At 66.0% G+C, this 21,899-nt stretch carries 14 protein-coding genes; 8 read left to right on the top strand and 6 right to left on the bottom strand.

Annotated elements, in window-relative coordinates; all coding sequences use genetic code 11:
* Positions 1 to 33 precede the first annotated feature (33 nt).
* Positions 34 to 987 carry a GlxA family transcriptional regulator gene (locus tag ACRQ5J_RS16275; RefSeq protein ID WP_432378031.1) on the top strand — a complete coding sequence of 318 codons (954 nt, stop codon included), beginning with the start codon at positions 34 to 36 and terminating at the stop codon, positions 985 to 987.
* A gap of 42 nt (positions 988 to 1,029) precedes the next feature.
* Positions 1,030 to 2,103: a tyrosine--tRNA ligase gene (gene tyrS / locus ACRQ5J_RS16270; RefSeq protein WP_432378029.1), complete on the top strand. Its 1,074-nt coding sequence runs from the start codon at positions 1,030 to 1,032 to the stop codon at positions 2,101 to 2,103.
* On the opposite strand, the gene ACRQ5J_RS16265 is transcribed toward tyrS, so the two are convergent.
* A complete protein-coding gene (locus ACRQ5J_RS16265; protein ID WP_432378027.1) occupies positions 2,100 to 3,455 on the bottom strand; it encodes an amino acid permease in 1,356 nt (451 codons plus the stop codon). The two genes, tyrS and ACRQ5J_RS16265, sit on opposite strands and share 4 nt — an antisense overlap.
* Before the next feature lie 169 nt (positions 3,456 to 3,624).
* A complete protein-coding gene (locus ACRQ5J_RS16260; protein ID WP_432378025.1) occupies positions 3,625 to 4,734 on the bottom strand; it encodes a sugar diacid recognition domain-containing protein in 1,110 nt (369 codons plus the stop codon).
* Between the two features lie 130 nt (positions 4,735 to 4,864).
* Between ACRQ5J_RS16260 and ACRQ5J_RS16255 the strand changes: the two genes are divergently transcribed.
* The 6 genes from ACRQ5J_RS16255 to ACRQ5J_RS16230 all read left to right on the top strand — a co-directional run bounded on the left by ACRQ5J_RS16255 (position 4,865) and on the right by ACRQ5J_RS16230 (position 15,011).
* Complete coding sequence (locus tag ACRQ5J_RS16255) at positions 4,865 to 6,151, top strand: MFS transporter (protein ID WP_432378023.1); 1,287 nt, start codon at positions 4,865 to 4,867, stop codon at positions 6,149 to 6,151.
* 9 nt (positions 6,152 to 6,160) lie between these two features.
* Positions 6,161 to 7,306: a glycerate kinase gene (locus ACRQ5J_RS16250; RefSeq protein ID WP_432378021.1), complete on the top strand. Its 1,146-nt coding sequence runs from the start codon at positions 6,161 to 6,163 to the stop codon at positions 7,304 to 7,306.
* Positions 7,307 to 7,424: 118 nt separating this feature from the next.
* Positions 7,425 to 7,937 carry a sigma-70 family RNA polymerase sigma factor gene (locus ACRQ5J_RS16245; protein ID WP_432378019.1) on the top strand — a complete coding sequence of 171 codons (513 nt, stop codon included), beginning with the start codon at positions 7,425 to 7,427 and terminating at the stop codon, positions 7,935 to 7,937.
* On the top strand, positions 7,934 to 8,872 hold the full coding sequence (locus ACRQ5J_RS16240; protein WP_432378018.1) for a FecR domain-containing protein: 939 nt from the start codon (positions 7,934 to 7,936) through the stop codon (positions 8,870 to 8,872). Before ACRQ5J_RS16245 ends, ACRQ5J_RS16240 begins: the two co-directional genes overlap by 4 nt.
* Positions 8,873 to 8,969: 97 nt before the next feature.
* Complete coding sequence (locus ACRQ5J_RS16235) at positions 8,970 to 11,555, top strand: TonB-dependent receptor domain-containing protein (protein WP_432378016.1); 2,586 nt, start codon at positions 8,970 to 8,972, stop codon at positions 11,553 to 11,555.
* 12 nt (positions 11,556 to 11,567) lie between these two features.
* Positions 11,568 to 15,011 (top strand): DUF6250 domain-containing protein, encoded by a 3,444-nt coding sequence (locus ACRQ5J_RS16230; RefSeq protein WP_432378014.1) that lies wholly within the window; start codon positions 11,568 to 11,570, stop codon positions 15,009 to 15,011.
* On the opposite strand, the gene ACRQ5J_RS16225 is transcribed toward ACRQ5J_RS16230, so the two are convergent.
* The 4 genes from ACRQ5J_RS16225 to ACRQ5J_RS16210 form a co-directional block, all read right to left on the bottom strand.
* A complete protein-coding gene (locus tag ACRQ5J_RS16225; protein WP_432378012.1) occupies positions 15,008 to 15,922 on the bottom strand; it encodes a diguanylate cyclase in 915 nt (304 codons plus the stop codon). The two genes, ACRQ5J_RS16230 and ACRQ5J_RS16225, sit on opposite strands and share 4 nt — an antisense overlap.
* On the bottom strand, positions 15,919 to 18,999 hold the full coding sequence (locus ACRQ5J_RS16220) for a response regulator (RefSeq protein ID WP_432378010.1): 3,081 nt from the start codon (positions 18,997 to 18,999) through the stop codon (positions 15,919 to 15,921). Before ACRQ5J_RS16220 ends, ACRQ5J_RS16225 begins: the two co-directional genes overlap by 4 nt.
* Positions 19,000 to 19,002: 3 nt before the next feature.
* On the bottom strand, positions 19,003 to 21,180 hold the full coding sequence (locus tag ACRQ5J_RS16215) for a TonB-dependent receptor (protein ID WP_432378008.1): 2,178 nt from the start codon (positions 21,178 to 21,180) through the stop codon (positions 19,003 to 19,005).
* Positions 21,181 to 21,331: 151 nt separating this feature from the next.
* Positions 21,332 to 21,838, bottom strand: a complete 507-nt coding sequence (locus tag ACRQ5J_RS16210; RefSeq protein WP_432378006.1) for a TspO/MBR family protein — start codon at positions 21,836 to 21,838, stop codon at positions 21,332 to 21,334.
* Between the last annotated feature and the right edge of the window lie 61 nt (positions 21,839 to 21,899).

Below are 21,899 nucleotides of genomic sequence, written 5' to 3'. Positions count from 1 at the left end.
TGCGGAAACGACTTTTTTCATGCGAAATCCGCCATGCACATCACCTTACTGTTTGCCGAGCAGTGCTCGGCCGCCAGCGCCACGACCGCGCTGGAGATGCTGACCGCCGCCAACCTGTTCGCCGGCGAGCCGCTGTTCGACGTCGTCACGGCGTCGCTCCACGGCCGGCCGGTTGTGACGCTGCGCGGCCAGACCCTGCAGCCGGAGACGGCGCTGGCGGACATCGCGCGCACGGACCTGGTGCTGATCCCCGGCTTTCTGTTCACGCTGCGCGAAGCCTTGCCGGGCTTCGGCCGATACGGCGCATGGCTGCGCAGCCAGCACGCACAGGGTGCAGTGCTGGCAACGATGTGCACCGCGACCTTCATGCTGGCTGAAAGCGGCTTGCTGTCGGGCGTTCGCGCCACCACGCATTGGGCGTTCGCTGAGCTGTTCCAAAAGCGCTATCCGGACGTGCGCATGGACGCGCGCCAGAACCTGTGCGAAGACAACCGCCTGATGACCAGCGGCGGCGCCAGCGCGGCGATGGACCTGCTGCTGCATCTGATCCGCCGTTACGGCTCGCTGGAACTGGCGCAGAAGTGCAGCCGCTATCTGCTGATCGATAACGCCGGCAGCGAGCAGTCCGTGTACGTAATGTGGTCGATGCCCAAGAGTCATGGCGACGCCGATATCCTGCGCGTGCAGAACTGGCTGGAGGATCACTATGCCCAGCCGCTGTGCATCGAGGAACTGGCGCCGCGCTTTGGTTTCGGCGTGCGCAACTTCATGCGCCGCTTCAAGGAGGCGACGGGCTATACGCCGTTGGCCTATCTGCAAACGCTGCGCCTGGAGAAAGCCAAGCAGCTGCTGGAATCGACGCGCATGAGCCTCGACAGCATCACCTTCAAGGTCGGCTACGAAGACAGCAATTCCTTCCGCCGCCTGTTCCAGCAGCGTGTCGGACTGCTGCCCGCTGCCTACCGCAAGAAGTTCCACGTGACTTGACCTCGCGCCGCTTTTGTCCACCAGTGTACCGATGCCGATGGCTTGCGCCAGGCTTTTGCCGCCGGCCCTGTCACCGCGTATCTCGGCTTCGACGCCACTGCCGACAGTCTGCATGTGGGCCACCTGCAAGGCTTGATGCTGATGCGCTGGCTCAAGCGCGCCGGCCATACGCCGCTGTTGCTGATCGGCGGCGCCACCACGCGCATCGGCGACCCGAGCTTCCGCGACAGTTCGCGCCCGTTGCTGGACGCCGCTGCCATCGCCGCCAACATGCGCGGCATCGGCAGCGCTTTCCAGCGCTACCTCGGCGACGAGGTGCAAGTGGTCGACAATGCCGATTGGCTCGACGGCCTGGGCTATCTTGAATTCCTGTCGACGGTCGGCCGCCATTTCAGCGTGAATCGCATGCTGACCTTCGACGCGATCCGCACGCGGCTCGAACACTCGCTGTCATTCCTCGAATTCGGCTACACGCTGCTGCAGGCATACGACTTTGTCGAACTGGCGCGGCGCCACCAATGCACGCTGCAAATCGGCGGCGCCGACCAGTGGGCCAACATCATCAACGGCGTCGACCTGAGCCGCCGCCAGCAAGGCCTGGCGCTGCACGGGCTGACCATGCCGCTGCTGGCCACCAGCGACGGCCGCAAGATGGGCAAGTCGGCCAGCGGCGCCGTGTGGCTCAACGCGGATCGCCTGGCGCCGTTCGATTTCTGGCAGTTCTGGCGCAATACCGACGACCGCGACGTCGGCCGCTTCCTGGCGCTGTTCACCGAGCTGCCGATGGACGAGGTAAGGCGACTGGGCGCGCTGCAAGGCGAGGAGCTGAACGCGGCCAAGATCATCCTCGCCGACGAAGCCACGCGGCTGGCGCATGGCGAGGCGCAGGTCGATGTGCCGCAGCTGGTGCTGGACCGTGCGCGCATCGATGCCGGTGTAAGTCTGGCGGAACTGGCGGTGGAATCGGGATTGGCCGCCTCGCGCGGCGCGCCGGCTGGCCGAAGGTGGCGGCTTGCGCCTGGATGGGGAGGTGGCGGGCGCCGACCGCTTGCTGCCGGCCGGCGAGGGGCCGTGGCGCTTGTCGGCAGGCCGCAAGCGCCACGTGCAGGTGCTTAGTTCAACAGCGAACGCTGGCGGGCGTAGGTGAAGTAGATCACCAGGCCGATTGCCATCCAGATGCCGAAGGCAACCCAGGTGTGCCAGCTCAGGTAAGCCATCAGCGTGATGCAGAAGATCACGGCCAGCGCCGGAATCACCGGTACGCCCGGGCAGCGGAACGCGCGCGGCAGGTCCGGGCGCTTTTTGCGCAGGATGACCACGGCGACCGACACCAGCGTGAATGCCGCCAGCGTGCCGATGTTGACCAGCTCACTCAGGACATTCAGCGGCACGAAGGCAGCCATCAGGCCGAACACGATGCCGACCAGCCAGGTGGCGAAGAACGGCGTCTGGAAGCGTGGATGCACCTTCGACAGGCGTTGCGGCAGCAGGCCGTCGCGCGACATGGCGTAGATGATGCGGGTCTGGCCATAAGCCATGACCAGGATCACGGTGGTCATGCCGAGGATCGCGCCCAGGTCGACGAAGCCGGCGAACCAGTTTTCGCCTGCGCGTTGCAGGGCCAGCGTGACCGGGTGGTCGATGCCGAGGAATTCCTTGTATGGCACGATGCCGGTCATGATCGCCGAGACGATCACATACAGCACGGTGCAACCGGCCAGCGAACCGATGATGCCGATCGGCAGATCGCGCTCGGGACGTTTCACTTCTTCCGCCGCCGAGGTCACGGCGTCGAAGCCGATAAAGGCGAAGAACACCAGTGCCGAGGCGCTCAGCATGCCGTTCATCCCGTATGGCATGAACGGCGTCCAGTTAGCCGGCGTTACGTGGCGCGCCCCGACCAGGATAAACAGCAGCACCACGCCGACCTTGATGACCACCATGACGTTGTTGACGCGCGCCGATTCGCGCACGCCGAGACTCAGCATCGCCGTCAGCAGCAGCATGATGCACAGCGCCGGCAGGTTGATTAGTGTTTCCTTGCCTGGAATGGCGCCCGGCGCGGCGCTCAGCGCATCGGGCAGGTGCCAGCCGAAGCCCGACAGCAGCGACTGGAAGTAGCCGGACCAGCCGACCGACACGGCGGACGTGGCCAGGCCGTATTCCAGCAGCAGGTCCCAGCCGATCATCCACGCGGCCAGTTCGCCCAGCGTCGCATAGGAGTAGGTGTAGATGGAGCCGGCCACCGGCACGGTGGAGGCGAATTCCGCGTAGCACAGCGCGGCGAAACAGCAGGCGACGGCGGCGACCACGAAGGACAGCGTCAGCGCAGGGCCGGCGGTAACGGCGCCAGTGCCGGTCAGCACGAAGATGCCAGTACCGACGATGGCGCCTATGCCCATCAGAACCAGGTCGAACGGACCAAGCACCTTTGCCAGGCCGCCCGGCTTGCGGGCGTTGGCAATCATCTCATCCAGATTCTTCGTTCTAAAAAATGCTCAAAATAGCTCCCGTGCTTTTTTGTGTTTTATCGTGTGTCCCAAGGCGGGCCTTGTGGGCTGCTTTTCGGGCAAGCGGGAATAATACAGCAAGTTTTCAGCATTTCCGAACTTGTTGTTTTATCTGTATCAGATAGTTTCAGGGGCTAGACAAGAGCAAGGAAATGTAGAGCAGAAAGCGGTCTTCCAGCCGCGCCAGATCCAGCCCGGTGATTTCGCCGACACGGCGCAGCCGGTAGTCCAGCGTGTTGCGGTGGATGTGCAGCGCCTCGGCGGTGGCGGCCGGATGGCCGTCGTGCGCGAACCAGGCTTCCAGTGTGCGCCGCAGCATGTCCTTGTGCTTGCCCAGCTTTTCGACGGGCGCGCGCAACTGGGCCGCCTGCCAGCCGCTGTCCAGGCCGGACAGCAGTACAGGCAGCGTGTGGTCGTAGTAACTGTACCGGCGCTGGCCGGTACGGCGCGCATCGCGCGCGCGGCCGATGCGCGCCGCCGTCCGGGCGCTGTGGAAGGAGGTGGCCACGCCGGCCAGGCCGGGCAGGGCGATGCCGCTGGTGAGCGAGTGCGGCTGCGGACAGATCTCCCGCAGCAGCGCCGCCAGCGCGTCCTGCGGCTGGTCGTCGAAGTCCAGTATCACCAGTTCGTGCGGACCTGCCGCCGCCGTCAGCATCGACGGTGCGGCCGCTTGCAGCCGCAGTTGCAGGCCTTGCAGCTCGGCCAGTGCGGCGCTGTCGTCCAGTTCCAGCAGGTGAACCGCGTGCGGCCGGTCGAAGCTGACGCCGAGCCGGTGCGCCCATGCGTTCAGGTCCGCCTGGTCGGCGCCGGCGCGGTCGGCGTTGATCAGGTTAAGCACGAAGGCTTCGCGGTAGCGCGAATCGCGTTGCAGCTCGCCGGCCAGTTGCGCCTGTTCGAGGATCATCTCGGCGGTCAGGCGCACCAGTTCACCGAACTGGCGCACCTCGTCCGGCGCGCCGCTCAGGCCTACCGCGCCGCACAACTGGCCGTGCACCGTTAGCGGCAGGTTGATGCCCGGCTGGGCGCCGTGCAGGTTGCGCGCGCTGGCTTCGTCGATTTCCACCGTGAGCTTCTTGGCCAGCGCCAGCAGCGCACCGGCGTGCAGCTCGCCCAGGCGGGCCGGATTGCCGCTGGCGATGATGCTGCCGTTGGCGTCCATGACGTTGACGTTATACGGAATGATGCGCATGGTGCGGGTGACGATGTCCTGCGCCAGGGCCGTGCTTAAAATGTCCATGGCCGCTATTTTAGGGCATTTGCACAAAAATTGTGGCGCGGACGGCGGCAGATTCGGGCGTGCGGCCAATGCTTTTTTGTGATCGATTCCAGATAATCCCGGGTATCATTAAAAGACACTGGAGACTCGCATGTCCATTCTCGACGGCGCCTATAAAAAGGCCAGCTGGCACCTGATCCCCTTCATCTTCGTTTGCTACCTGTTCAATTACCTGGACCGGGTGAACGTCGGCTTCGCCAAACTGGAGATGCTCGACGCGCTCAAATTGAGCAATACCGTGTACGGCTTAGGCGCCGGCATTTTCTTCATCGGCTACGTGCTGAGCGGCGTGCCGAGTAATCTGATCCTGCACAAAATCGGCGCGCGCCGCTGGATTTCGGTGATGATGATCGCGTGGGGCAGCCTGTCGGCCTGCATGTTGTTCGTCACCACGCCAACCTCGTTCTACGTGCTGCGCTTCTTCACCGGCGTGGCCGAAGCGGGCTTCTTCCCCGGCATGGTGCTGTACTTCACCCACTGGTTCCCGACGCAGAAGCGCGGCCGGGTGATGGCGCTGTTCATGTCGGCGATTCCGATTTCGGGCCTGATCGGCGGTCCGCTGTCCGGCTGGATGCTGTCGCACTTCTCGGCGGGCCAGGGCGGCATGATGGCCTGGCAGTGGCTGTTCCTGCTGCAAGGCCTGCCCACCGTGCTGCTCGGCGTGGGCGTGTATTTCTACCTGAATGACGGCATCACGCAGGCCGGGTGGCTCAGCGACGAGGAAAAATCGGCCATGCGCGCGGCGCTGGTCGCCGACGAGCAGCAGCGCGCCGCCACCAGCAGCGCCGGCGATTCCTTCGGCGCCGTGCTGCGCAACGGCAGCGTGTGGATGCTGGGCGTGATCTACTTCTGCATCCAGATGGGCGTCTACGCCATCAACTTCTGGCTGCCGTCGATTATCAAATCGCTGGGCTTCGAGAGCGCGGTCACCGTCGGCTGGCTGAGCGCCGTGCCTTACCTGCTGGCCGCGGTGTTCATGGTGTGGGCCGGCCGTTCCGCCGACAAACGCCGCGAGCGCCGCTTCCACGTATCGCTGCCGATGGTCATGGGCCTGATCGGCCTGATGATGGCGGCTAATTTCTCCAGCAATGCGCTGATCGTCATGATCGGCTTGAGCATGGCGACCATGGGCGCGCTGGCGGCGCTGGCGCAGTTCTGGTCCCTGCCGGCGGCCTTCCTCGGCAGCGCGGCAGCCGCCGGCGGCCTGGCGCTGATTAATTCGCTGGGCCAGATCGCCGGTTTCGTCAGCCCGTTCCTGGTCGGCTGGATCAAGGACGCGACCGACAGCACCGACGCCGCGCTGTATATTTTGTCCAGCGTGCTGCTGCTTGGTGCGATACTGGTGCTGCGCATCCCCGCCAAACTGGTCAACCGATAAGAGTCAACGATGAAGATAGTCATAGCGCCCGATTCGTTCAAGGAAAGCCTGACGGCGATGGCCGTGGCCAACGAGATCGAAGCGGGCTTCCGCGAAATCTTCCCGGACGCCGAGTACCGCAAGCTGCCGGTGGCCGATGGCGGCGAAGGCACGGTGCAGGCGATGATCGACGCCAGCGGCGGCAAGCTGGTAGCGTTGCAGGTTAGCGGTCCGCTTGGCGCGCCAGTGTCGGCCTTTTATGGCCTGATGGGCGACGGCCAGACGGCGGTGATCGAGATGGCCGCCGCCAGCGGCCTGGAACTGGTGCTGCCGTCGCAGCGCAATCCGCTGCGCACCACCAGCTTTGGCACCGGCCAGTTGATCCTCAATGCGCTCAACGCCGGCGCGCGGCGCTTCGTGCTGGGCATCGGCGGCAGCGCCACCAATGACGGCGGCGCCGGCATGCTGCAAGCGCTGGGCGGCCGCCTGCTGGACGCCGGCGGCGCCGACCTGGCGCCGGGCGGCGGCGCGCTGGATAAGCTGGAGCGCATCGACCTGTCCGGACTCGATGCGCGCATCAAGGATTGCGTGTTCGAGGTGGCCTGCGATGTCAGCAACCCGCTGGTTGGCCCGCAAGGCGCGTCGGCCATCTTCGGCCCGCAGAAGGGCGCGACGCCGGATATGGTGGCGCGGCTGGACGACAATCTGCGCCACTACGCCGCCGTCATCGCCCGCGATCTGGGCAAGGATGTGGCGGACGTGCCGGGCGCCGGCGCCGGTGGCGGCATCGGTGCGGCCATGCTGGTGTTCCTGGGCGGCAGCCTGCGGCCGGGCAGCGAAATCGTTACCGATGCCGTCGGCCTGGATGCGGCGGTGGCCGATGCGGACCTGGTCATTACCGGCGAAGGCCGCGTCGACGGCCAGACCGTCAACGGCAAAACGCCGGTTGGCGTGGCGCGCGTGGCGCAGCGCCATGGCAAGCCGGTGATCGCGCTGGGCGGCTCGCTCGGCGCCAACGCGGCGGCGGTGCACGAACACGGCATCAGCGCGGTATTCGGCTCGGTGAGCCGGCCCTGTACGGTGGAAGAAGCGCTGGCCGGCGCCGCCGCCAACGTGCGCGGCGCGGCGCGCAACATCGCCGCCGCCCTGCAACTGGGCGCTCGCCTGCCTGGTTGACGGCCGGCGTCTGCGCAGCGCCGGGCGCCATGCGCGGCGCCTTACTGCGATAATTTCTAAAATGCTTATTTGGATTTAATCGTTTTATTACGCTGGCCGCCGGCTTATATTGGCGGCCATGAGTACCGTTTCTTTCGCTACCGCCGCGCGCGACCAGTTCCTCGGCGGTGAATTCCGCCGCAGCTATGGCTGGCTCACGGCCAGCGTGCACCGCCTGGTCGGCTCGCGCAATGACGCCGAAGACCTGGCCGCATCGGCATTCACCGAACTGGCCGGCATGGAGGATGTCACGCATATCCGCCAGCCGCGCGCACTGCTCACCACCATCGCCCGCCGCCTGACCTATGAGTTCTGGCGCCGGCGCGACCTCGAACGCGGCTATCTTGAACAGCTGGCGCAGGCGCCGGAGTTTTCCGACGCCTCGCCGGAACAGATTTGCGAAGCCATCGACGAATTGCTGCGCATCGACGCGGCGCTGCAAACCATCAGCGCCAAGGCGCGCGAGGCCTTTATCCTCAGCCAGTTTGAAGAACTGGGCTATGCCGATATCGCCGCACGCCTGGACGTCTCGGTCAGCATGGTGCGCAAGTACATGGCGCAGGCATTGACCGCCTGCTGCGCGCTGGCATGAAGCTGGCGCCGGCCGAACACCAGGCGGTGATGTGGGAGGTGCGGCTGCGCGAAGGCGAGATCGGCGCCGCCGTGCTACAGGAGTTCGATCGATGGCGCCGCGCCGAATCGGTCAATGAACAGGCGTGGAACGCCTTGCAGCAGCGTTTGTCGCGCTTCGGCGGCGGCCGCTCGCCTGCGTCGCTGGCCATGGCGCAGGCGCTGCGCACACCTGCCACCGAACGGCGCCGCGCCTTGCGCGCGGCCTTCGGCCTGCTGGTGCTGGGCGCCGGCACATGGGGCATCCGCGAGGGCATGCACGGCCTCGGAATGGATGCCGACTGGCAGAGCGCCGTCGGCGAGCGGGGCGAGGGCCGGCTGGCCGACGGCACGCCGCTGGCCTTCGACGCCAACAGCCGCATTTACCTCGCCGGCAGCGCGCAAAGCCCGCTACTGAAGCTTCAGCAGGGACAGGTACTGCTCAAATCGTGGCCGGCGCGCGATGATGCGCTGACCGTCTCCACCGCGCATGGCAGCGTTTCCACCGAGGGCGCCACCTTCAATGTCGGCAAGCTGCATGCGCGCAGCGTGGTGTCGGTCAGCAGCGGCAGCGCCTTGCTGCGCCCGGACGGCGGCAGGCCGGTGCTGGTATCGGAAGGGGAAACGTTCTACTTTGACGGCAAGAGCGCGCAACAGGCGGAAACGGGATTCGGCGCGGTCAGCGCCTGGATACGTGGCGTCTGCGTGGCGGACCGCACGCCGCTGGCCGAGCTGCTGGAGATTTTCAGCCGCTACCGCAAAGGGCTTTTGCGCGTCAGCGGCCGCGCCACGTCGCTGCAAATCAGCGGCGTGTTCCGGCTGGACGATATCGAGCGCGCGCTGATGCAGGTGGCGGACATCCTGCCAGTGCGCATCCAGCGCTACGGCGGCTATCTGACGGTGCTCGCAGCGGCCTGAAAAAATATTTTCAGATTCCGGTGTCACTTTTCGAATCTCGTTGCACATGGTTGGTGAAGCGCCTCGGTCGAGGCGTCGTAACCTTGTGAGGCTTGTTTTGCAAAAACCACAGCACATCCTGGCCATCCTGGCCGTGACCCAGTTGCTCGCCCTGCCGGCCGCGATGGCGCAGGACGCGACTCGCCATCAATACCAGCTGGCCGGTGCGCCGCTGGACAAGACCCTGCTGCGCATCGCCGCCGAAAGCGGCGTGGCGCTGGCCTACGATCCCAAGCTGCTGGAGACGGTGCGCTCGGCGCCAGTCAACGGCAACTACAGCGCCACCGAGGCGATTACCCGGGCGCTGGAAGGCACCGGCTTTGAGCTGGTGAGCGCCGGCGGCGGACGCACGCTGACCATCCGCCGCGCGCTGGTGGCGCCGGCGGCCGCACGTCCGGCGGTGCAACCGTTGATTACGCCGGTGGCCTTGCGCGCCGCCCCGGCGGCGGCTGCCGTTGCGGCGCAGCCGCCGGAGGTGCTGGCCCGCGTTACGGTCAACGGTTCCCGGCGGCCGGGCGCGCAGCAGGAATCGGACGATGTGCAGCGCGCGCCGACGTCGTCGTACCGCATCAGTGGCGAAGAGCTGGAAGAGCACAACGCGACGACGCTGGAGGATTTGCAGCAGTTGGTTCCGGGCCTGGTGATTCAGAGCACCGATCCCTCGGATACGCAGATTACGATACGCGGCATCGGCGATGGCGGCGGACAGGCCAGTGGCGACCAGAATATCGGCATGCCGAGCAGCGTGGCGATTTATGTCGACAATGTATACCTGCCGCGCGCCGGCATGTTGAGCAGCGGCCTGGGTGACATCGCCTATGCCGAGGTCCTGAGCGGCGCGCAGGGCACGACCTTTGGCGCCAACGCCACCGGCGGCGTGGTCAATATTCACACGCGCGAGCCGAGTTTTACGCCGGAGGCATCGGCCAGCGTGTCGTATGGACAGAACGGCTATGTCCGCGGCCGCGCCATGCTGTCCGGCGCACTGACGGACAACTGGGCAGGCCGTGTGAATCTGGTCTATACCAATAACGATGGACCGGTAACCAACGTCCGCAACGGCAATACGCTGGCCGGTGTCACCAGCACCGGCGCGCGCGGGCAGTTGCTGTACAAGCGTGGCGAAGGCTTCAATCTGCGCCTGACGGCCGACATCAACGTGACCAATAGCGAGCCAACGCCGGTACTGTTGTCGACCAATGTATTCAGTGGCGTGGACAGCTTCCTCAAGCACTCGGCCGCCGTGGGCAACCATGTGGTATTCGGCCCGAACGTGGATCTCGATGACGAGAACACCGTGCATGTGAAGCAGGGCGGGGCCTCGGCGGAGGCCAACTGGCTGTTCGATAACGGCTACAAGCTGCGCTCCGTGACGTCGTATCGCTACTTCCGTTCCGATCCGAATGTGGCCGACGGCCTGAGTGTGGGGGTCTATAACAATACGGGCACGCGCGTGATCGACCGTAGCTGGTCGCAGGATTTTCGTCTCGATTCGCCGGCCGGCGAGCGCTTTGACTATGCGCTGGGCCTGACCTATCTTGGCGAGCATCTGGATACGCTGGCGCACACCCGCTATACCAACAATAAGCTGGCCGGCGTCTATCTGGATTCGACCAGCTATAACGGGCTGGATGTGATCCGGGTCGGCCAGGTGCATGACTATATGTTGTCGCCATATGCGCAAGGCACCTGGCATATCACGCCGGAGTGGGACCTGGTGGCGGGCGTGCGCGCCAATTACCAGGAGAAGGGCGGTTATTTCATCCGCTATAACCGCGCATCGTTCAACTCCGGCAATCTGCAGGAATATCATGTGCTGCCTTCCGGGACGCTGGTGCTGAAGCGCCACCTGGGCGCGGGCTGGAGTTCTTACCTGGCCGGCTCCTATGGCGAAAAGTCGGGCGGCTTGAATATTTCGGCTGGTGCGGCCAAGGCGGCCGGCTACGATACGCTGTTTATCAAGCCGGAGAAAACCAAAAGCGTGGAGCTGGGCATCAAGGGCTCGCTGCTGGATAACAAGGTGAATCTGAAGGCGGACCTGTTCCAGACCGAGATTACCGATTTCCAGACGCAGGGCTATAACCCGGACGACCAGCAGACTTACCTGATGAACGCCGGCAGTTTCCGTTCGCGCGGTGCGGAGGCCAGCATTGCGGCGACGGTAGCCAAAGGCTGGCAGGTGAACGTGGCTGGCGTGTATAACGACGCGCGCTATACCGATTATCAGAACGCGCGCTGCCCGGCGGAGGTGACGCTGTCGCCGAAGCCGCCGGCATCGTGCAATCTGACCGGTGAGCGCGTGTTCAACGCGCCGAAGGTGACGTGGAATGCGAATACGCGTTACTCGTGGCGCAGCGAGAATGGATTAATCAATTTCGTGAGCGCGCGTTACTCCTATCGCGGCTGGATGTATGGTACGGTCGATAACTCGCGGTTGACGCGGGTGGATGGCTATGGCCTGGCCGGTTTCTCGGCCGGCACCGGCGGCAAGCTGGATCGCGGCGAGTGGAACGCTTCGGTGTGGGTGAACAATGCGTTCGACAAGCAGTATTACCGTCGCGTGGGCAATGGCGATTATGGCTCGGTGTGGGCCTGGTTGGGCGAGGCTCGTACTGTGGGCGCTACGCTGTCGTACAAATATTAAGGAGCTTGCGGGATGAGTGCATCGCTTGAACGTCGGCGGTTCTTCAAGTTGGCTGCGCTGCTGACGGGCGGCGCGGCAAGCAGCGTCGCTAACGGTGGCATTGGCGGGACCGGCGCCGGCGACGACAGCGCTATCGGCCCCGCCTCGGGCGAGGCCGCCGGCAGCGGAGCAGCCGCGCAGCCGGTGGACGGCGAAGCCGCCGGGCAGACGGCGTTGCACTGGCTTGACGGCGCGCCAGCCAGCTTTCAGGGCGCGACATGGGGCGTGCCCTGGCCGCAGGGGCGCGTTCCCGGCGATACCCGCGCGTTCGTGCTGGCGCCGGCCGCCGCACTGCAAGCAGCCGACGCCGCCCGCGCGCGCCCGGCTGGCGGCGCGACGGTGGCGGTGCAGTCATGGCCGCTGGCGTACTGGCCGGACGGTACGCTCAAATGGTCCGCGCACGCATTGGCGCCGGATGCCAGTGGCGCGCTTCCGGCTGGCGGCTACACGCTTGCGCCGTTGCCCGACGCCGCCGGCCATGCCGCCAGCGACCCCCGCGCCACCGCCGGCACGGCGTCCGGGTTGCTGGCGTTGGAAGGCGATGGCGCTATCGTCGTCAACACCGGCAAATTGCAGTGCAGGATAGCGCGGCAAGGCGCGATCCTGCTCAACGAGATACAGCGCGCAGGGAAGCCCCAGTTGCAGAATGGACGCCTGGTGCTGCTGGTGGATGACGCGGCAGACGACGAGGCCGCGCCGGCCGGCCGCCGGGCGTTCACCAGCGCCATCGAATCGGCCACGCTGGAGCAGAACGGCCCACAGCGCGCGGTGGTGCGCATCACCGGCGCCCACAGCCATGCGGACGGCGCCAAACTGCTGCCGTTCACCGTACGGCTGTACTTCTACCGCAACGCGGACGCCATCCGCATCGTACATACGCTGGTCTACGACGCCGACCCGAACCGGGCTTACATCCGAGGCGTGGGCCTGCGCTTCGACGTACCAATGGCCGGACCGCTGCACGACCGCTACATCCGTTTTGTCGGCGCCAACGGCGGCGTCTTCGCAGAAGCCGTGCAAGGCCTCACCGGCCTGCGGCGCGACGCCGGCGCCGCGGCGGACGCGCAACTTCAGGGCCGCGGCGTCGCGGCCGGCGCCATGCCTGCCAACGTCAGCAAGAATCTGCGCTACATACCTGCCTTCGGCAGCTACACGCTGCTGCAGTCGCACCCGGACGGCTACAGCATCAGCAAACGCACCAGCCCAGGCCACGGCTGGATACAGGCGGCCAGCGGCCACCGCGCCGCCGGCACCGGCTACCTCGGCACGCCGGACGGCGGCATCGCCTTCGGCGTGCGCAACTTCTGGCAAAGCTATCCCGGCCAGATCGACATCCAGGGCGCCGAAACCAGCAACGCCAGCGTCACGCTCTGGCTGTGGGCGCCGAAGGCCCAGCCGATGGACCTGCGCTTCTACCACGACGGCATGGGCGAAACCGACCACGCCAAACAGCGCGACGCGCTCGACATCACCTACGAAGACTACGAACCGGAATTCGGCACGCCCTACGGCGTTGCGCGCACCAGCGAACTGGAATTGCAGCTGTTTGCGGCGACGCCAACGCACGAACAGTTGGTGGCGGTCAGCGGCCGTCTTCAGTCGCCACCGTTGCTGACCGCATCGCCACAGCGGCTGCACAGCGCCGGCGTATTCAGCGAATACTGGCGCCCGGCTTCGCCCAAACCTGCAAGGCTGGAGCAGCAGCTTGGCTGGGCCTTCGATTTTTATCGCAACCAGATTGAGGACCGCCGCTGGTACGGCTTCTGGGACTATGGCGACGTAATGCATACCTATGACAACCAGCGCCACGTCTGGCGCTACGACGTCGGCGGCTTCGCCTGGGATAATTCGGAATTGAGCACCGAGATCTGGCTGTGGCACTACTACCTGCACAGCGGCCGCGCCGACGCTTTCCGCGTGGCCGAAGCCATGACGCGCCACACCGGCGAGGTCGATGTGCACCACATCGGCCCATACAGCCCGCTGGGCACGCGCCATGGCGTGCAGCACTGGAGCGACAGCGCCAAGCAGTTGCGGGTTTCCACCGCCATCAACCGCCGCTTCTTCTACTACCTGAGCGCCGACGAGCGCACCGGCGACCTGCTGCGCGAACAGACCGACGCGGTCGAGCGGCTGCGTACCATCATCCCCGGCCGCAAGATCGGCCAGAAAGCGCCCGAGCATGAGCCGGAAACCCACGCCAGCGTTGCCTTCGGCACCGACTGGGGCGCGGTGGCTGCCGCGTGGTTCACCGAATGGGAGCGCACCGGCCAGCCGCAGTACCGCGACAAGCTGTTGAACAGCATGGCCAGCATCGCCGCGCGGCCGTTGGGCTTCCTGGCCGGCGGCGGCATCATGGATTTGCGCACCGGTGTCTATCTGCCGGACGCCGACGCGAAAATCAGCGTTTCACATCTGAGCGCGGTGTTCGGCCTGCCGGAAATCGCCAGCGAATTGATACGCACGGTTCCCCAGCCGGCCTTCCGTGACGCCTGGCTGCTCTACTGCCGCCTGTATAGCGCTAGCCCCGAGGAGCAAAAGGCGGAACTGGGGCGCGACCTGGGCAAGCTCAATCTCGGCCAGGGCCACGCGCGCCTGCTTGCCTACACCGCCGTGCAGAATCAGGACGGCGCGATGCTGAAGCGCGCATGGGCGCAATTCCACGAAGGACGCGCGGGACTGAAGGACAAAGACCTGGTATCGCGCCGCGTGAAACCGCCGCTGGTGCTGAACGACGTGGAGGAAGCGCCCGCGCTGTCAACCAACGCCGTCGCGCAATGGGGGCTGGGCGCCATCGGCATGCTGGCGCTGGCGGCGCAGGCGGCCGAGTCCACGCTGGCGCGCGACGAGTTCAAACGCTTCGACGCCCAGGCGTGGGCGGTTGAGGCGGAATCGGGCGACGCCCGCGCGGCCGCTTACGTCGAACAAGGCGCGCTGATACTGCGCGCCGATCGGGGACTGACCGTGTGGCTGCGCCAGCAGCTGCTTGGCCACTACGAAATCAGCTTCACGCGCACGGTGCTGGCCGACGGCCGCCTGTCGGACCTGAACTTCTTCTGGGAGGCGCAGCTGCCGCGCGGCTTCACGCAATCCGGCAAGCTGGAAGAATACGACAAGCTGAAATTGTTCTATGCCGGCATCGGCGGCAACACCAACAGCACCACGCGCTTCCGCTACTACGACGGCAGCGGCGCGCGCAAGCTGCTACAGGAATATACGGCCGCGGACTACCTGCTGAAAGCCGGTCACCCTTACCGCATCCGGATCGTGGTCGATGCGCGCGGCACACGGCTGTATGTCGACGACCGGGAATACTTTAATGCGCCCGGCCCTCTGCTGGGCGGCGGCTATTTCGGTTTCCGCAGCACGCAGTCGCGCCAGAAGGTCGAGCATTTCACGGTGCGGCGCGTAGCCTAGAAGGCCGCGCGCCACTCGATGCGATTGCGGCCGGCCTTCTTGGCCCGATACAGCAGGGCGTCCGCTGCCGCGAACAGTTCGGTGCCAGTCTCGCTGGCCGCGCCGTTCAGCGTGGCGCCGCCGGCGCTCACGGTCAGCATCGGCGCCACCGAGGATGCCTCATGCGGAATCTGCAAATCGGCGATGGCGCCGCAAATGCAGCTGACCACCTGCTGCGCCTGGGCCGCCTCGGTGTCCGGCAACAGCAGCACCATTTCCTCGCCGCCGTAGCGGGCCGCCAGGTCGGCGGGGCGTCTGAGGCCGGAAGCGGCGGTGCGGGCGACGGCGCGCAGCGCCCGGTCGCCCGCCGGATGGCCGTAATGGTCGTTGTACTGCTTGAAGGCGTCGATATCGAGCAGCGCCAGCGACAGCGGACGTCCGCTGCGGCGGCTGCGCTGCCATTCCGCTTCGTAAACCTCATCGAAGCGGCGGCGGTTGGCCAGTTCGGTCAGGCCGTCGACGTGGGCCAGGTGCTCCAGCATGCGGCGCTGGCGCACCATTTGCAGGTGCATCGCCACCCGCGCCATCACCACCGTTTCGTTGAACGGCTTGGAGATGTAGTCGGCGGCGCCCATCTTCAGGCCACTGGCCTCGTCCGCAGGCTGCGACAGGCCGGAAATGAAAATGACGGTGATGTGCGCGGTCTGGGCGTCGGCGCGCAGGCGGCGCAGCACTTCGTAGCCGTCCATGTCGGGCATCATCACATCCAGCAGGATCAGGTCCGGCAGGTGGCGCGCGGCGCGCTCCAGCGCCTGCTCGCCGTTCTTCGCCAGCAGCACGGTGTGCTCCGGCTTGAGCAGTTCGGCCAATACCTGGCGATTCACGATGTCGTCGTCGGCCACCAGCACCTTTTGGGTTCCCGCGAAATTCATGGATTGTCTTCCAGTTCGTTTTGCAGCGTGCGCGCCAGTGCGCTCAACGGCGCCAGCGCGGCCTGATATTCGATTTCTTCGACCGCTTTGCGGATCGTCTCCAGCAGGTCCGCATGCCGTAAGACCGGCGCCAGCGCGGACAGTTCCATCAGCACGTCTTCGACGCGCGCGTCGTCGGCCCGCAAATAGGCTTCCAGCCGCGCGATCAGCAGCGTGGCGTCGCCGTCGCGGTAGCGCGGCTGCGCGGGCGGCTCGGCCATTTGCGCCAGCCCGCCAAGCACCAGTTCCAGGCCGTCCGCCAGCTCGGTCGCCAGCATGGCGATGCGGTCGGCGCGCTCGTTGCGCAGCGCCTGTTCCAGCGCCTGCGCCTGCGAGGCCAGGTGAAAGGCGCCGATGTACGCGGCGGTCGCGCGCAGGTTGTGCGTCAACGGGTACAGCGCCTCGTGATGGCCGCTGGCGATCGCCTCGCGCACCACCTGTGCCGACGGCTGGTATTCGTGCAGGAAGCCGCGAATGCGCTTGTCCAGGCGCGCGCGCTGATGGTCGACGCTTTCCAGCGCCAGTTGCCAGTCTACGCCCGGTATCGACGGCAGCGGCGCGCTTGGCGCGCTTGGCGCCTGGGCGGCCGGTGGCGGCGAAGCCGGAGTTTGCAGCGTGGCGCGGGATTGCACCCGGCGCGCGTTCAGCCGCGATGGCGCGATCCACTTGATCAAGGTGCGGAACAGCTGCTCAGGGGCGATCGGCTTGGTCAGGTGGTCATTCATGCCGGCGGCCAGGCTCTTGTCGCGGTCACCGGCCATGGCGTAGGCGGTCATGGCGATGATCGGCAGATGCTTGTGGCGCTCCATGGCGCGGATGCGGCGGGTGGCGGTCAGGCCGTCCATTTCGGGCATCTGCACGTCCATCAGCACCAGGTCGTAGTCCGCCTGTTCGACCATGCGCACGGCCTCGCCGCCGTGTTCGGCGACGTCGATCTGCATGCGCGCGGCGGCCAGAAAGTCCAGCGCAACCTCGCGGTTGTTGGCGTTGTCCTCCACCAGCAGGATGCGCGCGCCGTCCAGCGCCGACAGGTCGCGGATGGCCAGGCCGGCGCGGTCGGAACGGCGCATTTCGCGCGGCTGCTGTTGCGGCGCCAGCGGCCAGTCGACCGGCGCCGCGTTGTCGGCGGCGATGCCGAGACGGACGATGAAGCCGAAACGGCTGCCGATGCCGGGCGTGCTGGCGACGTCGATGTCACCGCCCATCAGTTGCACCAGTTGGCGCGAAATGCTCAGGCCAAGACCGGTGCCGCCGTATTTGCGGGTGGTGGTGGCGCCGGCCTGGTTGAACGATTCGAACAGGCCTTCGACTTGCGAGGGCCGCATGCCGATGCCGGTATCGCTGACCGAGAAGCGCAGCGCCACCGTGTCCGCCGTCCGGTCCATCAATTCGACCGCCACCACGATCTCCCCGCGTTCGGTGAACTTGACGGCGTTGCTGGTCAGGTTGATCAGCACCTGGCTCAGTCGCAGCGGATCGCCGACCAGGCGTGACGGTACGCTGTCGTCGACGCGCATTTTCAGTTCCACCCGCGCGGCGTCGGATTTAATTACCGTCAGCGAGGCCAGATGGTCCAGCATCTCGCGCAGCCCGAACGGCGCCGACTCCAGTCCGAGCTTGCCGGCCTCGATCTTGGAAAAATCGAGAATATCGTTGATCACCGCCAGCAGGTGTTCGCCGGCGTTGAGGATTTTGCCCAGGTAGTTTTGCAGCTTGGGATTGGGTTCGGTCATCAGCGCCAGCCGGCTCATGCCGATGATGGCGTTCATCGGCGTGCGGATCTCGTGGCTCATGTGGGCCAGGAACTCGGACTTGGTGCGGGTCGCTTCCTCGGCGCGCAGCATGGCGGTCTGCATCGCCTTGGTGCGCAAGCCGAGTATGCGGGTGAACACCAGCATGTCGAAGATATTCCCGAACTGTAGCGCGTGCATGGTCCAGAAGTTGGCGCCCACCTGGCCGGTGATCACCTGGCTCAGGGTCGCCGACGAGGCGAAGCTCACGCCCCAGCCGATCAGGAAGTAGACGCCGACGGCGTCGCCGCCGCGCGCGCGGTGGTACGCGCCCGGCAGGCCAAGCAGCATCGGCATCACGCCCAGCGTGCTGACTATGATGACCAGCGTGGCCACGCTCATGATGCCGGTGGCGTAGGCCAGTGCGCTGATGATGCAGAGCGCCGCGCCGCCCTCCATCAGGCGGCTGAAAACGCGGTCCTTGCCCTGGCGGGCCAGCGCCTGCTCGACGAACAGGTAGGCGCCGCAGGACGCCATCAGGGCGAACACGCCGCCGGCGTGGATGCTGATCCAGGCGTTACTCTTCCATAGATACTGGTTGCCGAGGCCGAAAAACTCCACCGAAAACAGCGTGGTGCCCGCCACCAGCAGCGCGAACTTGCCGTACAGCGGATCGCGCAGCGTGAGCCACTGGGCCAGGCTGTAAAGCAGCAGGCACAGACTGAGGCCGGTCAGGACGCCTTGCAGCATCTGCTCGTTGAGCGCGGCGCCGTGGAATCTGGCGGGGCGCGACAGGCTGACCGGCAGTATCATCGCGCCGACGTTTTCCACGCGCAGCAGCAGCACGTGGTCGGCGCCGGGCGTCAGGTGCAGCAGCGCGGCGGGCACACGGCCACGCGGCGCGCCTTCCGGCTCCGGTTGCAGGTTGCCGATCAGCTGATGTTCGCCGATGCGGCCATCGCGCGCCACGTAGATGTCGATGCGGTTCAGCACCGCGTAATCGATATTCAGTATCCATTCGCCGTCGGCGTGCGCCGGCAGCGTGACCGGTATGCGCAGCCACACCACGTCCTTGTGCACACCCAGCGTGGCGTAGGCCGATCGGGGAGTGGCGAAATGCTCGTCGGCGGCCAGCGCCTGTGCGGGCGTCAGCTGTCCATCGGGATCGGACATCACCTTGACCGCTGGCCAGGCGTCTACATGGTCGAGGTGCGCGTCCAGCATCAGCGGGCCGCCATTGGCGCAAGCCGCCGGCGACAGCGCCAGGGCGGCCAGCAGCAACAGGAAACGGTAAAAATGATTCAGCATGGCTTAAAAGCGGTAGTCCATCCGCACGTCCAGCGTGCGCGGATCGCTCGGCACGGCCATGCCGAAACTGTCGATGGCGATCGGCCGCACCTTGTTTTCGATGTTCTTCACGCGCGCCAGCAAGCTCCATTGCGCGCCGCGCGGACGGTAATGCAGCGTCGCCTCGCTCTCGGTGTAGGCGGGCACGCGGTATTGCAGCAGCTGCGTCGGCACGGCGATGATGGCGGCGGCGCTGCGGCGCGAGCGCAGGCCGGCCGCCAGTTCGCAGGCTGGCAGCGCGAAGCTGTGCTCATAGCCGAGCGTGAAGGCGTGCGATGGCGAACGGTCCAGTTTATGGCCGGACCAGTCGTGCACGCCGTCCGGGGAGTAGCGGACGTAGTGCGCATCGAGCAGCGCCAGCGCGTAGCTGATGCGGTCATGTGGCGTCAGCGCCAAGCGGCCTTCCGCTTCCAGCCCCTTGACGCTGGCCTCGCCGGCGTTGGCGGTGACAAAGCGCGGCGCGCCGGCGACGATGGCGACGCCGGACAGTTGCAGGTTGCGGTAGTCGTAATGAAAGGCCGCCAGGTTCAGACTGGCCTTGTCGTGCCAGAAGCGGGTTTTGACGCCGGCTTCGTAGGAGCGCACAGTCTCCGGCTGGTACAGCAGCGTGGCCGCCGGCACCGCCAGCGCGCCCGGGCAGGCGAGGCCTGCCTCGACCGCGCCGGCCAGGCAGCCGTCATTGAAGCCGCCGGCCTTGTAGCCGGTGGCGGCCGATGCGTACAGCAGCGTCGATGGCGCCAGGCCGTAGTCGGCGCCGAGGCGCCACGTGGTCTGGTGCGCGCGCAGGCTGGCGGCATTTAGCAGCGCAAAGTCGGTGGCGGGATTGAACACCGGCCCTTGCTGGAAATTGGTCGAGCCGACACGCGACTTTTTGTCCGCCGTGTAGCGCGCGCCGGCGGTGAGACTCAGCCGATCAGTCATGCGGTAGGTGGCCTGGCCGAATACGGCTTTGCTGTCCGCCACCGTCGGCCCGTGCGGGAACACGTAGTAGGGCGGCAGGCCGATGAGTTGCAGGTCGCGGAAGGTGTAGGTCTGCGAAGACTGCTCGCGGAAGTAGTACAGGCCGGCCTGCGCGCTGAGCGCGCCGTCGCCGTTGCTGGCCAGGCGCAGCTCGTGCGAATTCTGCGAGTAGTCGCCGCCGAAGTTCTGGCGTACGCCGAGCGCGATGGCCGGCGCCACGCGGTAGTAGAAATTGGCCAGCGCATCGTGCGTGTAGCTGCGGTGCGCGCCGAGGTAGTACAGCGTGGCGGGGCCGAGGTCCCAGGCCAGGTCGGCGCCGATGCCGGAGGTGGTCTTGTGGCTGTAGCCTTGTTCCGGCGCCGCGTTCGGCGGCACGAAGGCGTTGGTCAGTTGTGCGTCGCGGCCGGCGCCGCGCCAGAGCGGACGGCCGCTGGCGACGCCGCTATAAAAATTGGTGTCGGGGACGAAGCTGTCGTTGTTATCGTCCACCTTGCTGTGATCGTAGCGCAGCAGCAGCGTGGCGTCGCGGTTGAGGCGCAGGCGGGCCGACAGGCGCGCGGACAGGTCATCGCGGTCCTTGCCCAGTTCGTTGGTGGTGCCTTGGGCGTTGCGCAGGTAGCTGTCGTGGCGGTTGGCCGACAGGGCCGCGCGCACGGCAAGCATGTCATTGACCGGCACGTTGAGCATGGCGCTGGCCTTGCGGCTGTTGTAGTTGCCGATTTCGCCGGCCACCCAGGCTTCGAACTGATCGACCGGCGCTTTGGAAATGACGTTGACTACGCCGGCGGTGGTATTGCGGCCGTACAGCGTGCCTTGCGGCCCGCGCAGCACTTCCACCCGTTCGAGGTCGTAGAAGCTGAGGTTCTGGATTTGCGGCCGGGCGATGTAGACGCCGTCCAGCAGGAAGGCGGCCGAGGGATCGCCTTTTTCCGTGGTGTCCGCGCTGGAGACGCCGCGCATGGTGATGTGCAGGCCGTCGGCCGCATTGTCCAGCTGTACATTCGGCAACCGCGCGCCGATGGCTGCCGGGCTGTCGATGCCGGCTTGGTTCAGCTCGTCGGACTGCAACACGCTCATGGCCACCGGCGTTGTCGATTCCGGCGACGGCCGGCGCTGGGCGGTGACCGTGACCTCCTGAATCTGCGCGAGCGCCAGTCCCGCCGCCGGCAGCGACAGGGACAATATCAGGAGGGAATGAGTGGCCGGCGCCCTTGCTTTCTTCATTGTTATTTTTTAAACGATAGTTGCGTTTAAGATGCAAAACCTGAGAGTGTATCAGGTTGGCTTGCACATTAGTAGTAATGGTGGCAACTATCTGGATAAAAAATCACTGTCAGAGGATGGCTGGATTCCGCTGCCAGATGCTGTAGCAGAGGCAGGTGGCGAAAGTCACCCAGCCGATGTAGGGAACCAACAACAGTCCGGCCCAGCGGTCACGGCGCCAGAAGGCGCGGATGGTGGCGGCGATCGTTAGCCATAGCAGCAATATTTCCGCAAATGCTACGCCGCCGAGGTGCCAGCCGAAGAACAGCCACGTCCACAGCGCGTTGAGCACCAGTTGCACGACGTACAGCGTCAGCTCCGGACGCGCGCTGCCGGGGGCGGCGGCGCGCTGCACGCGCCAGGCGGCGATGGCCATCAGCAGGTACAGCACGGTCCAGGCGGGGCCAAACAGCCACGGCGGCGGCGCCCACTCGGGGCGGTCGAGCTGCTGGTAAAACTCGGCCGCCTGCGACGAGGCGAAGGCGCCGATGGCGGCAAAGATAAAGGTCAGCACCAGCCAGCCTGCCAGTGCAGGCAGTTGCAAGGGCCGGTGCGGGGCGTTAGCGTGGGTCGACATGACATATTCCTTTGGAACTTGGGTTGGCCTCATGGTGGCCTCGGCAATGGGGCCGGTCTGT

It is taken from the genome of Duganella sp. P38, from assembly GCF_050859475.1.
In the GTDB taxonomy this organism is placed as follows: domain Bacteria; phylum Pseudomonadota; class Gammaproteobacteria; order Burkholderiales; family Burkholderiaceae_D; genus Rugamonas.
This window is presented reverse-complemented; position numbering and strand designations above follow the sequence as displayed.

What these genes read in the sequence shown, in the direction of transcription:
- ACRQ5J_RS16275 (WP_432378031.1), top strand. Translation starts at nt 34, where the DNA reads ATGCACATCACCTTACTGTTTGCCGAGCAGTGCTCGGCCGCCAGCGCC.
- ACRQ5J_RS16265 (WP_432378027.1), bottom strand. Translation starts at nt 3,455, where the DNA reads ATGATTGCCAACGCCCGCAAGCCGGGCGGCCTGGCAAAGGTGCTTGGT.
- ACRQ5J_RS16260 (WP_432378025.1), bottom strand. Translation starts at nt 4,734, where the DNA reads ATGGACATTTTAAGCACGGCCCTGGCGCAGGACATCGTCACCCGCACC.
- ACRQ5J_RS16255 (WP_432378023.1), top strand. Translation starts at nt 4,865, where the DNA reads ATGTCCATTCTCGACGGCGCCTATAAAAAGGCCAGCTGGCACCTGATC.
- ACRQ5J_RS16250 (WP_432378021.1), top strand. Translation starts at nt 6,161, where the DNA reads ATGAAGATAGTCATAGCGCCCGATTCGTTCAAGGAAAGCCTGACGGCG.
- ACRQ5J_RS16245 (WP_432378019.1), top strand. Translation starts at nt 7,425, where the DNA reads ATGAGTACCGTTTCTTTCGCTACCGCCGCGCGCGACCAGTTCCTCGGC.
- ACRQ5J_RS16240 (WP_432378018.1), top strand. Translation starts at nt 7,934, where the DNA reads ATGAAGCTGGCGCCGGCCGAACACCAGGCGGTGATGTGGGAGGTGCGG.
- ACRQ5J_RS16230 (WP_432378014.1), top strand. Translation starts at nt 11,568, where the DNA reads ATGAGTGCATCGCTTGAACGTCGGCGGTTCTTCAAGTTGGCTGCGCTG.
- ACRQ5J_RS16225 (WP_432378012.1), bottom strand. Translation starts at nt 15,922, where the DNA reads ATGAATTTCGCGGGAACCCAAAAGGTGCTGGTGGCCGACGACGACATC.
- ACRQ5J_RS16220 (WP_432378010.1), bottom strand. Translation starts at nt 18,999, where the DNA reads ATGCTGAATCATTTTTACCGTTTCCTGTTGCTGCTGGCCGCCCTGGCG.
- ACRQ5J_RS16210 (WP_432378006.1), bottom strand. Translation starts at nt 21,838, where the DNA reads ATGTCGACCCACGCTAACGCCCCGCACCGGCCCTTGCAACTGCCTGCA.